Source organism: Kitasatospora sp. NPDC059827, assembly GCF_042731675.1.
Taxonomy (GTDB): domain Bacteria; phylum Actinomycetota; class Actinomycetes; order Streptomycetales; family Streptomycetaceae; genus Kitasatospora.
In genome coordinates this window covers 1-14,714 of the sequence record NZ_JBHWIV010000134.1, presented here as the reverse complement: position 1 = coordinate 14,714, position 14,714 = coordinate 1, and the positions used below count along the sequence as shown (strand labels likewise).

Genomic DNA, 14,714 nt, shown 5'->3' with positions numbered 1-14,714 from the left:
TGGTGTGCTTGATGGGCAGGGGGGGCGGGCGTGTGTTGGGGTCGTTCGGCCGGGGGTGCGGGGGCGTCCCCCCCCCCGAGGCGGGAGGGTGGGGCAGTTGGTCTTCGGGCCGCGCGGCGGTGGCGAATCGATTCACCACCACCACAGCGCGGTGGTGAGCCCGCGGGGACGGGCCGGTTCCGAGCGGCTCGGCCCCGCGGGCGGCTTGTGGGACTCAACCCCTCGTGGGACTCAACCCCTCGTGGGACTCAACCCCTCGTGGGGGTCGGGCCCTTCGTCGGGATCGGGCCCCGCGCGGGGGTCAGCCCTCCAGCGCGGCGCGGGCGTCCACGAAGGCGGCGACGGCGCGCTCGACGTCCTCGGTGGAGTGGGCCGCGGAGAGCTGCACCCGGATCCGGGCGGCGCCGTGCGGGACCACCGGGTACGAGAAGCCGATCACGTACACGCCGCGCTCCAGCAGGAGTTCGGCCAGGCGGCCGGCCTTCGCCGCGTCGCCGATCATCACCGGGGCGATCGGGTGGTCGCCCGGCAGGATCTCGAACCCGGCCTCGGTCATCTTCGAGCGGAACAGCACGGTGTTGGCCGCCAGCCGCTCGCGCAGCTCGTTGGACTGCTCGACCAGGTCGAGCACCTTCAACGAGGCGGCCGCGATCACCGGGGCCAGCGAGTTGGAGAACAGGTACGGGCGGGAGCGCTGGCGCAGCAGGGCGACGATCTCCCGGCGGGCGGCGACGTAGCCGCCGGAGGCGCCGCCGAGCGCCTTGCCCAGGGTGCCGGTGATGATGTCCACCCGGTCCATCACGCCGTGCAGTTCGGGGGTGCCGCGGCCGCCGGCGCCGACGAAGCCGACGGCGTGCGAGTCGTCGACCATGACCATGGCGTCGTAGCGGTCGGCCAGGTCGCAGATCTCGCGCAGCGGGGCGACGTAGCCGTCCATCGAGAAGACGCCGTCGGTGACGATCAGGCGGCGGCGCGCGTCCTGGGTCTCCTTGAGCTGCTGCTCCAGGTCGGCCAGGTCGCGGTTGGCGTAGCGGTGGCGGCGGGCCTTGCTGAGCCGGATGCCGTCGATGATGCTGGCGTGGTTGAGCGCGTCGGAGATGACGGCGTCGCGGTCGTCCAGCAGGGTCTCGAAGACGCCGCCGTTGGCGTCGAAGCACGAGGAGTAGAGGATGGTGTCTTCCTGGCCGAGGAAGGCCGAGAGGCGCTCCTCCAGCTCCTTGTGCACGTCCTGGGTGCCGCAGATGAAGCGCACCGAGGCCATGCCGTAGCCCCAGCGGTCCAGCGCGTCCTTGGCCGCGGCGAGCACCTCGGGGTGGTCGGCCAGGCCGAGGTAGTTGTTGGCGCAGAAGTTGAGCACCTCGCCGGGGCGGCCGCCGGAGGTGACGGTGACCTCGGCGCTCTGCGGGCTGCCGATCACCCGCTCCGGCTTGAACAGGCCGGCCTCGCGGATCTCGTCGAGGGTGGTGGCGATGTCGGCGCGCACGTTGTCGAACACGGGCAGACTCCTAGTCGTAGCGGCGGGGCGGCGGATCGGCGGGCTCGGGCAGGGCTCGGGCAGGACTCAGACGGTGCTCAGGCGGTGCTCAGGCGGTCCAGTCGAGGATGATCTTGCCGCAGTTGCCGCTCGCGGCGTCGTCGAAGGCGGCCTCGAACTCGGTGGCGGCGTAGCGGCCGGTGATCACCGGGCTGAGGTCCAGGCCGCCCTCCAGCAGCACCGACATCGCGTACCAGGTCTCGAACATCTCGCGGCCGTAGATGCCCTTGATGGTGATCATCGAGGTGACGATCGAGGCCCAGTCCACCGGGAAGGCCTCGGCCGGCAGGCCCAGCATGGCGATCTTGCCGCCGTGGGTCATGTTGGCGATCATCGACTGCATCGCCTCGGGGCGGCCGGACATCTCCAGGCCGACGTCGAAGCCCTCGCGCAGGCCCAGCTTCTGCTGGCCCTCCTCGATGGTGTGCTCGGCGACGTTGAGCGCCAGCGTCACGCCGACCCGGCGGGCCAGGTCGAGGCGGTACGGGGAGACGTCGGTGATCATCACGTTGCGGGCGCCGGCGTGCTTGGCGACGGCGGCCGCCATGATGCCGATCGGGCCGGCGCCGGTGACCAGCACGTCCTCGCCGACCAGCGGGAAGGACAGCGCGGTGTGCACGGCGTTGCCGAAGGGGTCGAAGATCGCGGCCACGTCGAGGTCCACCGGCACCCGGTGCACCCAGACGTTGGAGGCGGGCAGCGCCACGTACTCGGCGAAGGCGCCGTCCCGGTTCACGCCCAGGCCGACGGTGTTGCGGCACAGGTGGCGGCGGCCGGCCAGGCAGTTGCGGCACTTGCCGCAGACCAGGTGGCCCTCACCGCTGACCAGGTCGCCGATCGCGATGTCCGCGACGCCGGCGCCGAGCTCGGCGACCTCGCCGACGAACTCGTGGCCGAGCACCAGCGGGGTCTTGATCGTCTGCTGCGCCCAGCCGTCCCACTTGCGGATGTGCAGGTCGGTGCCGCAGATGCCGGTGCGCAGCACCTTGATCAGCACCTCGCCCGGGCCGATCTCGGGCTTCGGGACGTCGATCATCCAGAGGCCGGGCTCGGCATGCTGCTTGACGAGTGCCTTCACGGGAGACGGCTCCTGACGTGCTGATCGGGGACGGCCTTCGAGGGTCGGGCAGGCCGGTGGCTCGGTTCGGCCGCTCCTGACGGGCACGCTCCGGCAAGCAGAAATCTGCCTGGTGGGAGGGGGTCCGGTCCATCGAGGAATTCTTAAGGGCGGCCACAGCTGGGCTAAACGATCGTGCCCGAGCTGGGCCCGGGGGCGGGTGCGGCGTGCCGGTGCTCACCCGTCCGGCCGAGCGCGCGGCGCCGGCGACGACACCAACCGGCCGCACCGGCGGGGTACTTGACAACGATCCGCCAGCCGGAGCGGGCCAGTCGGGTGGGGTTGGGTCCGTTCGGGCCAGCCCGGCCGCCACCGGCGCGCGGGTGTTCGAGGGCGGTGCTTACGGTGGCGACGCTCCCCCACGGCCCCGTGGAGCAGCGCTCCGGGGCCCTTCGCCGCAGAGAGGCGCCCCACTCCATGACCAACACCCGACGGCCCCGCCCGGCCGCTCCCCGCTCCGCCCGGCTGGCCGCAGGAGCCGCCCTCGCGCTGGCCGGCCTGCTGGCCGCCACCGCCTGCTCCGGAGGGTCGACGCCCGCCCGGCAGGCCGCCGAGCCGGCGGTCACCGCCGAACCGGCCGCGCTCAGCCCGTCCCCTGGCAACTCCCCCTCGGGGAGCGCCTCCTCGAACGCGGTGGTGCAGCTGACCCCGGCCGTCGGCGCCAAGCTGGACGCCGCGATCCAGTCGGTGCTCAAGCAGAACGCGGTGCCCGGCATCTCGGTCGGGATCATCACACCGGGCGGCACGTACCAGAAGTCCTTCGGCGTCTCCGACAAGACCGCCAACACGCCGATGGACCCCGGGCTGTTCAGCCGCATCGGCAGCGAGAGCAAGACCTTCACCGCGACCGCCGTACTGCGCCTGGTCGACCAGGGCAAGGTGGCGCTGGACGACCCGATCTCCAAGTACGTGGACGGCGTCCCCGGCGGCGACGGGATCACCGTGCGCCAGCTCGGCGAGATGCGCAGCGGCCTGTTCCCGTACAGCTCCGACCCGGACTTCGTGAACACCCTGATCGGCGACCCGAACCACGTGTTCACCCCGGACCAGCTGCTCGCCTACGGCTACAAGCACCCCGCCGTGTTCCCGCCCGGGCAGCGGTTCCAGTACAACAACAGCAACTACATCATCCTGGGCAAGCTGATCGAGAAGGTCGGCGGGCAGAGCGCGGGCGACTTCCTCCAGGCCCAGGTGTTCACGCCCGCCTCGCTGGCCAAGACGAGCTTCCCCACCGACGGGACGCTCCCCGACCCGCACGCCCACGGCTACACCAACCAGACGCCCAACGGGGACATCCAGGACGCCACCAACTGGAACCCGTCCTGGGCCTGGACGGCCGGGGCCGTCATCACCCAGCTCGCCGACCTGGAGAGCTGGGCCAAGACCATGGCCACCGGTGCCATCATCAGCCCGGCCAGCCAGACCGAGCGGTTGAAGACCCTGCCCACCGGCGACCCCGGCGTCACCTACGGCTTCGGGCTGTTCGACAACAACGGCTGGATCGGGCACAACGGCTCGATGCCCGGTTACGAGAGCGTCGCGGTGTACATGCCGGACGCCCAGGCCACCCTGGTGCTGCTGCTCAACACCGATGTGATCTCCCAGGGCCAGGAGCCGTCCACGCTGTTCGCGAACGCGATCACCAAGATCATCTCGCCGAACAACGTCTACGCGCTCCCGGCGGAGACCGCCGCACCGTCGGCCCCGGCCTCGGGCGGCGCGTCCGGCTCCCCTTCGGCCACCGGCTCCGGCAGCGGCGCGCCCGGCACGCCCTCGCTCCCGGGCAACGCCCCCACCACCGTGCGGGCCTGACCGCAACACGCGAGCAGAGCAGGAGGCCCGACCCGGTGCGAACGGGTCGGGCCTTCCACACTCCTGACCAACCGTCAGATCCCCAGCACCTTGCCGAGATCGTACGAGACCGGCTCCTCCAACTGCGCGTAGGTACAGCTCTCCGGCGCACGGTCCGGCCGCCAGCGACGGAACTGGGCGGTGTGCCGGAAGCGGCTGCCCTCCATGTGGTCGTACGCCACCTCGACCACCCGCTCGGGGCGCAGCGCGATCCAGGACAGGTCCTTGCCGCCGGTCCAGCGGCTGACCGCCCCCGGCAGCCGGCCCTCCGCGTGTGCGGACTCCTCCGCCCAGGCGCCCCACGGGTGTTGGGTGAGGTCGTCCATCCTCAGCGGGGCCAGCTCCTCGACCAGTTCGCGCCGGCGCGCCATGGAGAAGGCGGCGCACACCCCGACGTGCTGCAACCGGCCCGCGTCGTCGTGGATGCCCAGCAGCAGCGAGCCGACCACCGGGCCGCTCTTGTGCTCGCGGTAGCCGGCCACCACGCAGTCGGCGGTGCGCTCGTGCTTGATCTTGTACATGGTCCGCTCGCCCGGCCGGTACGGCTGGTCCAGCGGCTTGGCCACCACCCCGTCCAGCCCGGCGCCCTCGTACTCGGCGAACCAGGTCCGCGCCAGCTCGGGGTCGGTCGAGGCCGGGGCGGTGAACACCGGGTCGGCGGCCCGTGCGAGCGCCGCCTCCAGGGCCGGGCGCCGCACCGACAGCGGCTCGTCCAGCAGCGAATCGTCGCCGAGGGCGAGCAGGTCGAAGGCCACGAAGGAGGCGGGCGTCCGCTCGGCGAGCAGCTTCACCCGGCTCGCCGCCGGGTGGATCCGCTCCAGCAGCTCCTCGAAGCGCAGCCGCCCCTCCCGGGCGATCACCACCTCGCCGTCCAGCACGCAGCGCGGCGGCAGCTCCCGCCGGAAGGCCGCCACCAGCTCGGGGAAGTACCTGGTCAGCGGCTTGCCGGTGCGGCTGCCCAGCTCCACCTCGTCGCCGTCGCGGAACACGATGCTGCGGAAGCCGTCCCACTTGGCCTCGTACTGCATCCCCGGCGGGATCCTCGCCACCGACTTGGCGAGCATCGGGGCCACCGGCGGCATCACGGGCAGGTCCATGCGTCCCAGCCTGGCGCGGTTCGCCCCGGGGCGCGCGCCGGGCACGGCGCCCTTAGCGTGAGAGGCATGGGCACAGCCGTCGAACTGGAAGTCGCCGGGCGCACCGTCCGGCTGTCCAATCCGGACAAGGTGTACTACCCCGAGCGCGGCTTCACCAAGTTGGACGTCGCCCAGTACTACCTGGCCGTCGCCGACGGGGTGCTGCACGGGCTGCGCGACCGGCCCACCACCCTCCAGCGCTTCCCCGACGGGGTCGACGGCGAGTTCTTCTACCAGAAACGCGCCCCCAAGGGCCTGCCGGACTGGCTGCCCACCGCCCGGATCGAGTTCCCCAGCGGCCGCTCCGCCGACGAGATCTGCCCCACCGAACCGGCCGCCGTGCTGTGGGCCGCCAACCTGGGCTGCCTCACCTTCCACCCCTGGCCGGTCCGGCGCGGCGACACCGACCACATCGACGAACTGCGCATCGACCTCGACCCGCAGCCCGGCACCGACTTCCACGACGCCGTCCGCGCCGCCCACGAACTGCGCGCCCTGCTGGAGGAGCACGGGCTGCGCGGCTGGCCCAAGTCCTCCGGCGGGCGCGGCCTGCACGTCTACGTCCCGCTGGTGCCCGAGTGGACCTTCACCGACGGGCGGCACGCCGTGATCGCCCTCGGCCGGGTGCTGGAACAGCGGATGCCCGGGAAGGTCACCACCGCCTGGTGGAAGGAGGAACGCGGCGAACGCATCTTCGTCGACTACAACCAGATGGCCCGCGACCGCACCATCGCCTCCGCCTACTCGCTGCGCGCCCGCCCCCGCGCCACCGCCTCCGCCCCGCTGCACTGGGACGAACTCGACGACGCCTCCCCCGAGGACTTCGACCTGCGGACCGTCCCCGCCCGCTTCGCCGAACTCGGCGACCCCAACGCGGAGATGGCGGACCACGCGTACCGGCTGGAGGCCCTGCTGGAGCTCTACGACAAGCAGCTGCACGACGAGGGCCTCGGCGAACTCCCCTACCCGCCCGACCACCCCAAGGCCGCCGGCGAACCGCCCCGGGTGCAGCCCAGCCGGGCCCGCAGGAAGCCGGCCTGACGCGCCCAGGGCCCGTCATGGGCCCGTCTAGTCTGACCGGATGCCCTTCGACCACAACGACCACTACCACCGGCCGCTGCTGCGCCGCGTGCCGCCCGGCGCCCGCCGCGCCCTGGACGTCGGCTGCGGCACCGGCCGCTTCGCCCGGGCGCTCGCCCGCCGGGGCCTGGAGGTGGACGCCGTCGACCGGGACGAGGCCGTACTGGCGGCCGCCCGCGCCGCCGACGGGCCCGCCGGCATCCACTACCGGCAGAGCGACCTCGCCGAACTCCACCTGCCGCCCGGCCACTACGACGTCATCTCCTGCCTGGCCAGCCTCCACCACCTCCCGCTGGACACCCTGGCCCGGCTGCGCGAGGCGCTCGCGCCCGGCGGGGTCCTGGTGGTGCTCGGCTGCTACCGCGAGGCCACCGTCCGGGACCGGCTGGTCAGCCTGGCCGCCGTCCCGGTGAACGCGCTCTGCCGCCTCGCCGTCCACCTGCGCGAACGCGGCGCCCCGCCCACGGTCGTCCCGGCCCCGGTGATGTGGCCGCGGACCACGCTCGCCGAGGTGCGGGCGTACTCCACCCGGGAGCTGCCGGGACACGCGCTCCGGCAACTGCTCTTCTGGCGCTACCTGTTGGTCTGGCGGCGCGACTAGGCTCGGCCTGACGATCATCGACCACGACGGGACGGATGCGTGATGGGGACGCGGGGGCTGGCGGAGATCCTGGCGGACGCGGCGGGCGGGGTGTTCCCGCCGCCGGACGGCTCGGTGACGGTGGTGCCGCAGCCCTCGCCGCGCGAGGCCGGGGTGATCGCCTTCGCCGCGCACGCCGTGGTGTTCACCGACCAGGACCCGGACTGGGTGCGCGCCGCGCTCGCCGCCACCCCGGGCGACCCGCTGTCCGCACCGCTCTGCCCGCCCTTCCTGACCGCCTTCGCCGAGCGGACCGGACGGACCGTCAACAACATCGACCTGCTCTCCGTCGCCGACCGCCTCCCCGGCCCGCCGGCCCTGCCGCTCACCCCGGTCGAGGACCGCGAACACCCGCGCGTGGTACGGGCCTTGCACTACCGCGAGGACGTCCGGGTGTACCAGGCCGACGGCGGCGTGCTCATCCTGGGCCGCGGCGTGGCCGGCCGCTGGGAGTCCGCCGTCGAGGTCGACCCGCACGCCCAGGGCCGGGGCCTCGGCCGTGCCCTCGCCACCGCCGCCCGCCACCTGCTGCCGGCGGGCGAGGTCATCTGGGCCCAGCAGGCCCCCGGCAATGCCCCCAGCGTCCGTGCCTTCCAGGCCGCCGGTTACCGCCCGGCCGGCGCGGAGGCCCTGCTGGTGCTCGGGCAGCCGTAGCACGCGGTCCCCACCGCCCCTCCCGGGGTCAGCGCACCAGGACCCGGTCGGCCGCCAGGTCGTACCCGAGGAACGGGCCGGTGCCCGCCGCGTACGTCGGCACCGATCTGCCCAGCCGCCGCCCGACCGCGGCCAGGAAGCCGCACAGCACGTCCAGCCCTTCCTGGTCGCGGAGTTGCGCGACGTCGACGTCGAGGTCGATCCGCTCCGCGCCGCCGAACCGGAACACCGCCCCCACCCCGGGGCCCGGCCGCACGCTGAGCACCGGCCGCGCGGCCCCGCCCCGCGGCCAGGACAGCACCTCCTCGGCCCGTGGCAGCGCCGTCTCGAAGCAGCCCACGAGGAACAGTCGCTCCCAGCCCCGCTCCACCACCAGGTCCAGCAGCGCCTGCCAGTCCGCCGCCGTGGTGTCCGCGATGCCCTCGCCCGGCAGCCAGCCGTCGGCGGCCGGGTCGAGCAGCCACCCGGCGTGGTCCGCCCAGCGCAGCGGCTCAGCCATCCCTGCGCTCCGCGCGCAGCAGGACGACCCGGTCGGCCTCGGGGTCGTACCCGAGGAAGGGCGCCCTGGTGTCGCCCTCGAAGTACATCGGTACGGGTTTGCCCAGCCGCCGCCCGATCGCCGTCAGGAAGCCGCACAGGACGTCCAGCCGCTCCTGGCCCTGGAGCTCCCGGAGGTCGACGTCGAAGTCGATCTGCTCGTCCCCGAGGAACCGGAAAACCGCGCAGACCTCCGGGTCCGGCCACACCCTCAGACTCGGACACTCGGCGTCCGCCGGGCGGGAGAGCACCGGCTCGGCCCGCGGGAGCGGAAGCACCGCACGGCCCTCGGCGTACTCGAAGCCCCAGCCCCGCTCCACCACCAGGTCGAGCAGGGCCTGCCAGTCCGCCACCGTCGTGTCGGCGACGTACACGTCGGGCAGGTAGCCCCCACCGGACGGGTCGAGCAGCCACGCGACGTGGTCGTCCCAGACCAGCGACTCAGCCATCTACGCCCTCCGGGCGCCCACCGGGGCCAGGTCGGCGATGATGCGGACGGCGTCGGCGATCTGCTGGTCCGTGAGGTCCCCGCGGGCGGTCAGGCGGAGGCGGGAGATGCCGTCCGGGACGGACGGGGGGCGGAAGCAGCCCACGGCGAGGCCGGCGCGGAGGCAGTCGGCGGCCCAGGCGACGGCGGCCTCCGGGCCCGGGGCGCGGACCGAGACCACGGCCGCGTCCGGCTCGCAGGCGTGCAGGCCGGCGGCGGTGAGGCGGGCGGAGAGCGTGCGGGCGACCTCGCGGGCGCGGTCGGCGCGCCGCGGTTCGGCGCGCAGCAGGCGCAGCGCGGCGAGGGCGGCGCCGGCGGCGGCCGGGGCGAGGCCGGTGTCGAAGATGAAGGTGCGGGCCGTCTCGGTCAGGTGCCGGACGACCCGGCGCGGGCCGAGGACGGCGCCGCCCTGGGAGCCGAGCGACTTCGACAGGGTGACGGTGGCGACGGTGTCCGGCTGCCCGGCCAGCCCGGCGGCGGCCAGTGCGCCGCGCCCGCCGGGGCCGAGCACGCCCAGCCCGTGGGCGTCGTCCACCAGCAGCGCGGCCCCGCCGGCCCGGGCGGCCTCGGAGAGTGCGCGCAGCGGCGCCGCGTCGCCGTCCACCGAGAACACCGAGTCGCTGACCACGAGGGCCCGCCGCTGCTGCCGCCCGGCCAGCACCTCGGCCACCGCGGCCGGGTCGCTGTGCGGGGCGCGGTGGACGTCGGCGCGGGCGAGCCGGCAGCCGTCGATGAGGGAGGCGTGGTTGTAGGCGTCGGAGACGATCAGGGTGTCCGGGTCGGTCAGCGCGGTCAGCGCGGCGAGGTTGGCCGTGTACCCGGAGGAGAACACCAGCGCGGCCTCGACACCGCAGAACTCGGCGAGTTCCCGCTCCAGTTCGGTGTGCAGCGCGGTCGTCCCGGTGACCAGCCGGGATCCGGTCGAGCCCCCGCCCCACCGCAGCGCGGCCTCCGCCGCGGCGCCGGTCACCGCCGGGTGCCTGGTCAGCCCGAGGTAGTCGTTGCCCGCGAGGTCCAGGACCGCGTCCTCGGCGCGCCGGCTGCGCAGTGTGCGGGTCAGTCCGGCGTCGGCGCGCAGCGCGGCGGCCTCGTCGAGCCAGTCGAAGACGTGTGCGGGGGCGGGCCCGGCGGCGGGGCGGGGCTGGGAGGCGAGGGGGTGGGCCATGCCCGGCACTCTGGCACGGGCGGCGAGAGCGGGGCAATGTGCGACTCCGCACAGCTCAGCCGGGTTTTCTTGTCGCCGTCCACACGGGGTTCACCGGAAGTGAATACCGAAAATGCCGAATCGCCCATTCCGTATTCTCATTCAACCGTTCCCGCCGGATTCGCCGGATTCGCCGACGGGGCGTCGATGATTTCGGTACGCTCCGTGCATATCCACCTGGAGGACGGACACGTGGCGAACTTCGAATTCGATCGTCGAATGAATACCAGGCGCTTAGTCGACCCTGCCTTAGTCGGCACTGCCTTAGTCGGCCCGGCCTCGGCCGGACCCGGCGATTCACCCGGGGCAGCGAAACGACTATTCCCGGCCCGGGCCCTGGCAACCCCGATACGGACGGAAAGCTGAACATGGCCGACGTCCCGTACTTCGTTCCGAATCCGCTCGACGCCCCGCGCCCGCCCCGGCGGCGCTGGGTGCCGTGGTCCGCGGGGGTCCTCGGGGTGGCCCTCATCGCCGGGAGCGTGCTGTGGGTGTGGCGGCCTTGGCGGTCGCTGGAGATCCCGCGCAGCGCCTGCTGGTCCGCTCTCTCCGGGAACGACCTGAGGCCGCTCACCGGAGCGTACGGAAAGGTGTCGGAGGTCGGGCCGCACCCCCGGCTCCAGACGCCGACCTCCCCGGAGGAGACCGAGATCCGCAGCAACGCGTGCCGCCTCTCCTGGCAGGGGGACGACGGCCGCCAGGGCAAGCTGCTGGCCGTCCGGGTGGATCCGGCCTGGGGCGGCATCGACTCCGACCGCGCCCAGGACGCCTCGCGCAACCGCCCGGCCACCCCGCTCGACGGCGGCCCCGGCGCGGCGTGGCTGGCGACGGCCGACGGGAGCCACCGCGTCCGGCTGTACGTGCGGTGCGACTTCCAGGTCCCCGCCGCGAGCGACCCGGCCAAGCGCAAGGCGCCGCCGTACTTCCGGGTGGACGTGGGGAGCGACGGGGTCTACGCCGACCCGGCGGCGAAGGGCCGTCAGGCGTACGGCGACATCGCGTTGAAGATCGCCCGGGCCGCCGCCGCCGAGTACCGGTGCAGCAACCGGGTCCAACTGCCCGACGCCGCGCCCGCGATCCCCGATCTGGTGCCGGAGAAGCAGGGGACGCAGGGAAAGCAGGGGACGCAGGGAAAGGAGAAGGCCGATGGCTGAGCGCTCGCACCGACGCGTGTTGCCGGTCGCCCTCGGCACGGCCGTGCTGGCCGCCGGTCTCGGCGGCGGGTTCTGGTGGTGGCGGTCCGCGCAGGCGGTCGAGGTCCCGCAGGCCGCCTGCTGGAACGCCTTCACCCACGAGGACCTCGCGGCGCTGTCCGGCGCGGGCCACCAGGCCGTGGTCTGGGAGGGCAGTGAGCAGCTCGGTGCCCGGGACGCCCAGGCCGACCCGGTCTGCGCGGTGGACTGGGAGGGCGACGACGCCCGGACCCACTGGGTCGCGAAGATCGAGGTCGCGCACGCGGACGAGCGGTTCCTGCGGGCGAAGACCGACGCGGAGGCCTCCGGCTGGGAGCCGGACCGCCCCGCGCAGCTGGAGTTCGGCGCAGGGGCGCAGGGCTGGCTCTTCCACGACGGCACGGTGCAGCTGATGGTCCGCTGCGATCCGCCCGCCGGCGCTCCCCCCGCTTCCAGCGCCACCGCCCCAGCCGCCGCCACCGCCCCCGCCGGAAAGCCCGGCAGCGCCCCGCTCCCGTACCGCAAGATCACGATCACCGGCGACCGCGGGTCCGCGCAGACGCCCGCCGCCAGGGTCCACCAGATCCGGGTGGACGCCGCGCTGCGCACCGCGCGGGAACTGGTCCGCGCCCAGGGCTGCGCGAACGACCCCCGGCTCGCCGGGCAGTCCCCCACCGCGCCGTTCTGACCCCGGCGGCCCGTACCGAGCCCGGCGCCCCGCCGCCGGGCTTTGCCGGGGGTGGCGGCCAGCAGGCAAGATAGCCCGGTGACCCTCCTTGATCTGATGCCGAAGCCCGCCACTCCCGATGCGCTGTACGAGACCTTCGCGGCCTGGGCGGAGGAGCGCGGGATCACGCTGTACCCGGCGCAGGAGGAGGCGCTGATCGAGCTGGTCTCCGGGAACAACGTCATCCTGGCGACGCCGACCGGCTCGGGAAAGAGCCTGGTGGCGGCGGGTGCGCACTTCGCGGCGCTGGCGGAGGGGCAGCGGACCTTCTACACGGCGCCGATCAAGGCGCTGGTGTCGGAGAAGTTCTTCGACCTGGTGAAGATGTTCGGCACCGAGCAGGTCGGCATGATGACGGGTGACGCGAGCGTCAACCCGACCGCGCCGATCATCTGCTGCACGGCCGAGGTGCTGGCGCAGATCGCGCTGCGCGACGGTACCCGGGCGGACATCGGCCAGGTCGTCATGGACGAGTTCCACTTCTACGCCGAGCCGGACCGCGGCTGGGCCTGGCAGATCCCGCTGCTGGAGCTGCCGCAGGCGCAGTTCCTGCTGATGTCGGCGACGCTGGGCGACGTGCGCCGCTTCGAGGAGGACCTGACCCGTCGGACCGGCCGTCCGACCACGGTGGTGCGCAACGCGACCCGCCCGGTGCCGCTGTTCTACGAGTACCGGCGCACCAGCATGCACGACACCCTGGAGGAGCTGCTGCAGACCGGCCAGGCGCCGGTCTACGTCGTGCACTTCACCCAGAAGGAAGCGGTGGAGCGGGCCCAGTCGCTGATGAGCATCAACATGTGCTCGAAGGCGGAGAAGGAGGCCATCGCCGATCTGATCGGCGGCTTCCGCTTCACCACCAAGTTCGGCCGCAACCTGTCGCGTTTCGTCCGCCACGGCATCGGCGTGCACCACGCGGGCATGCTGCCGAAGTACCGCCGGCTGGTCGAACGCCTCGCCCAGGCAGGCCTGTTGAAGGTGATCTGCGGGACGGACACGCTCGGTGTGGGCGTCAACGTGCCGATCCGCACGGTGCTGTTCACCGCGCTGTCCAAGTACGACGGCCAGCGCGTGCGCATCCTGCGCGCCCGCGAGTTCCACCAGATCGCCGGGCGCGCGGGCCGGGCCGGCTTCGACACCGTGGGCCAGGTCGTGGCCCAGGCGCCGGAGCACGTGATCGAGAACGACAAGGCGATCGCCAAGGCCGGGGACGACCCGAAGAAGAAGCGCAAGGTGGTGCGGAAGAAGGCGCCCGAGGGCTTCGTCGGCTGGACCGAGGAGACCTTCGACAAGCTGATCGGCGCCGACCCGGAGCCGCTGGTCTCCCGGTTCAAGGTGAGCCACGCGATGCTGCTGTCGGTGATCGGCCGCCCGGGCAACGCCTTCGAGGCGATGCGCAAGCTGCTCACCGACAACCACGAGGACCAGGCGGCCCAGCGCCGCCACATCCGCACCGCGATCGCGATCTACCGCTCGCTGCTGGAGGGCGGCGTGGTCGAGCGCCTGCCGGAGCCGGACGCGGAGGGCCGGATCGTCCGCCTGACCCTGGACCTCCAGGAGAACTTCGCGCTCAACCAGCCGCTGTCCACCTTCGCGCTGGCCTCCTTCGAACTGCTCGACCCGACCTCCCCCTCGTACGCGATGGACGTCATCTCGGTGGTCGAGGCGACCCTCGACGACCCGCGCCAGATCCTCGCCGCCCAGCAGAACAAGGCGCGCGGCGAGGCCGTCGGCGAGATGAAGCGGGACGGCATCGAGTACGAGGAGCGGATGGAGCGGCTCCAGGAGATCACCTACCCGAAGCCGCTGGAGGAGCTGCTCACCCACGCGTACGAGGTGTACCGCCGGGCGCACCCGTGGATCGGCGACCACCAGCTCCAGCCGAAGTCCGTGGTGCGCGACCTGTACGAGCGGGCGATGACCTTCTCGGACTACGTCGGCTTCTACGAACTCGCCCGCACCGAGGGCATCGTGCTGCGCTACCTGGCCGGTGCGTACAAGGCGTTGGAGCAGACCGTCCCCGAGGACGTGAAGACGGACGACCTCAAGGACGTCATCGCCTGGCTCGGCGAGCTGGTCCGCCAGGTCGACTCCAGCCTGCTGGACGAGTGGGAGCAGCTGGCCAACCCGACCGAGGCGGCCACCGCCGAGGTCACCCTGGACGACAAGCCGGCGCCGGTGACGGCGAACGCCCGGGCGTTCCGGGTGCTGGTGCGCAACGAGATGTTCCGCCGGGTGGAGCTGTGCGCCCTGGAGCACTGGGGCGCGCTCGGCGAGCTGGACGGCGAGTACGGCTGGGACGCGGACCGCTGGGCGGACGCCATGGACGGGTACTGGGACGAGTACGACGACCTCGGCACCGGCCCGAACGCGCGCGGACCGAAGATGCTGATCATCGAGGAGGAGGACTCCGCCTGGAAGGTCCGGCAGATCTTCGACGACCCGGAGGGCGACCACGACTGGGGCATCAGCGCCGAGGTCGACCTGTACGGCTCGGACGAGGAGGGCCGGGCGGTCGTGCGGGTGACGGCGGTGGACCGGCTCGGCGGCTGACCTGCGCCTCTTCAACGGCCAGGGG

General features: G+C 73.2%; 13 protein-coding genes. 7 read left to right on the top strand and 6 right to left on the bottom strand.

Annotated features, from left to right (window positions below):
- Positions 1–301 precede the first annotated feature (301 nt).
- Entirely contained in the window at positions 302–1,495 is a 1,194-nt protein-coding gene (locus ACFV8H_RS39750) for a glycine C-acetyltransferase (RefSeq protein ID WP_380409433.1), read from the bottom strand.
- 88 nt (positions 1,496–1,583) lie between these two features.
- Positions 1,584–2,612, bottom strand: coding sequence for an L-threonine 3-dehydrogenase (gene tdh, locus ACFV8H_RS39745; protein ID WP_380409431.1), 1,029 nt, complete (start codon positions 2,610–2,612; stop codon positions 1,584–1,586).
- Positions 2,613–3,068: 456 nt separating this feature from the next.
- Between tdh and ACFV8H_RS39740 the strand changes: the two genes are divergently transcribed.
- Positions 3,069–4,463 carry a serine hydrolase domain-containing protein gene (locus tag ACFV8H_RS39740; RefSeq protein WP_380409430.1) on the top strand — a complete coding sequence of 465 codons (1,395 nt, stop codon included), beginning with the start codon at positions 3,069–3,071 and terminating at the stop codon, positions 4,461–4,463.
- A 74-nt stretch (positions 4,464–4,537) separates the two neighbouring features.
- Here the strand turns inward: ACFV8H_RS39740 and ACFV8H_RS39735 are convergent, their stop codons facing one another.
- Positions 4,538–5,599 carry an ATP-dependent DNA ligase gene (locus tag ACFV8H_RS39735; protein ID WP_380409428.1) on the bottom strand — a complete coding sequence of 354 codons (1,062 nt, stop codon included), beginning with the start codon at positions 5,597–5,599 and terminating at the stop codon, positions 4,538–4,540.
- 66 nt (positions 5,600–5,665) lie between these two features.
- Between ACFV8H_RS39735 and ligD the strand changes: the two genes are divergently transcribed.
- From ligD to ACFV8H_RS39720, 3 genes are read left to right on the top strand one after another with little or no spacing between them, the layout of a single operon-like run.
- A complete protein-coding gene (gene ligD / locus ACFV8H_RS39730) occupies positions 5,666–6,679 on the top strand; it encodes a non-homologous end-joining DNA ligase (RefSeq protein WP_380409426.1) in 1,014 nt (337 codons plus the stop codon).
- Positions 6,680–6,719: 40 nt separating this feature from the next.
- Positions 6,720–7,319: a class I SAM-dependent methyltransferase gene (locus ACFV8H_RS39725; protein ID WP_380409424.1), complete on the top strand. Its 600-nt coding sequence runs from the start codon at positions 6,720–6,722 to the stop codon at positions 7,317–7,319.
- A 42-nt stretch (positions 7,320–7,361) separates the two neighbouring features.
- Positions 7,362–8,012 carry a GNAT family N-acetyltransferase gene (locus ACFV8H_RS39720; RefSeq protein ID WP_380409422.1) on the top strand — a complete coding sequence of 217 codons (651 nt, stop codon included), beginning with the start codon at positions 7,362–7,364 and terminating at the stop codon, positions 8,010–8,012.
- Positions 8,013–8,040: 28 nt separating this feature from the next.
- Here the strand turns inward: ACFV8H_RS39720 and ACFV8H_RS39715 are convergent, their stop codons facing one another.
- Genes ACFV8H_RS39715 through ACFV8H_RS39705 form a run of 3 tightly spaced genes read right to left on the bottom strand, consistent with a single transcriptional unit; the run spans position 8,041 to position 10,201 of the window.
- The gene (locus ACFV8H_RS39715) at positions 8,041–8,511 is read right to left on the bottom strand and encodes a hypothetical protein (RefSeq protein WP_380409420.1); all 471 of its coding nucleotides are present in this window, start codon (positions 8,509–8,511) and stop codon (positions 8,041–8,043) included.
- Positions 8,504–8,998: a hypothetical protein gene (locus tag ACFV8H_RS39710; RefSeq protein WP_380409418.1), complete on the bottom strand. Its 495-nt coding sequence runs from the start codon at positions 8,996–8,998 to the stop codon at positions 8,504–8,506. Before ACFV8H_RS39710 ends, ACFV8H_RS39715 begins: the two co-directional genes overlap by 8 nt.
- Positions 8,999–10,201 carry an 8-amino-7-oxononanoate synthase gene (locus tag ACFV8H_RS39705; protein WP_380409416.1) on the bottom strand — a complete coding sequence of 401 codons (1,203 nt, stop codon included), beginning with the start codon at positions 10,199–10,201 and terminating at the stop codon, positions 8,999–9,001. It lies immediately after the preceding gene.
- Positions 10,202–10,608: 407 nt separating this feature from the next.
- On the opposite strand from ACFV8H_RS39705, the gene ACFV8H_RS39700 reads away from it, so the two are divergent.
- From ACFV8H_RS39700 to ACFV8H_RS39690, 3 genes are all read left to right on the top strand, one after another.
- Positions 10,609–11,394 (top strand): hypothetical protein, encoded by a 786-nt coding sequence (locus tag ACFV8H_RS39700; protein ID WP_380409414.1) that lies wholly within the window; start codon positions 10,609–10,611, stop codon positions 11,392–11,394.
- A complete protein-coding gene (locus ACFV8H_RS39695; RefSeq protein WP_380409413.1) occupies positions 11,387–12,100 on the top strand; it encodes a hypothetical protein in 714 nt (237 codons plus the stop codon). The genes ACFV8H_RS39700 and ACFV8H_RS39695 overlap by 8 nt, the downstream gene beginning before the upstream one ends.
- 96 nt (positions 12,101–12,196) lie before the next feature.
- On the top strand, positions 12,197–14,689 hold the full coding sequence (locus tag ACFV8H_RS39690) for a DEAD/DEAH box helicase (protein WP_380409435.1): 2,493 nt from the start codon (positions 12,197–12,199) through the stop codon (positions 14,687–14,689).
- The last annotated feature ends 25 nt before the right edge of the window (positions 14,690–14,714 follow it).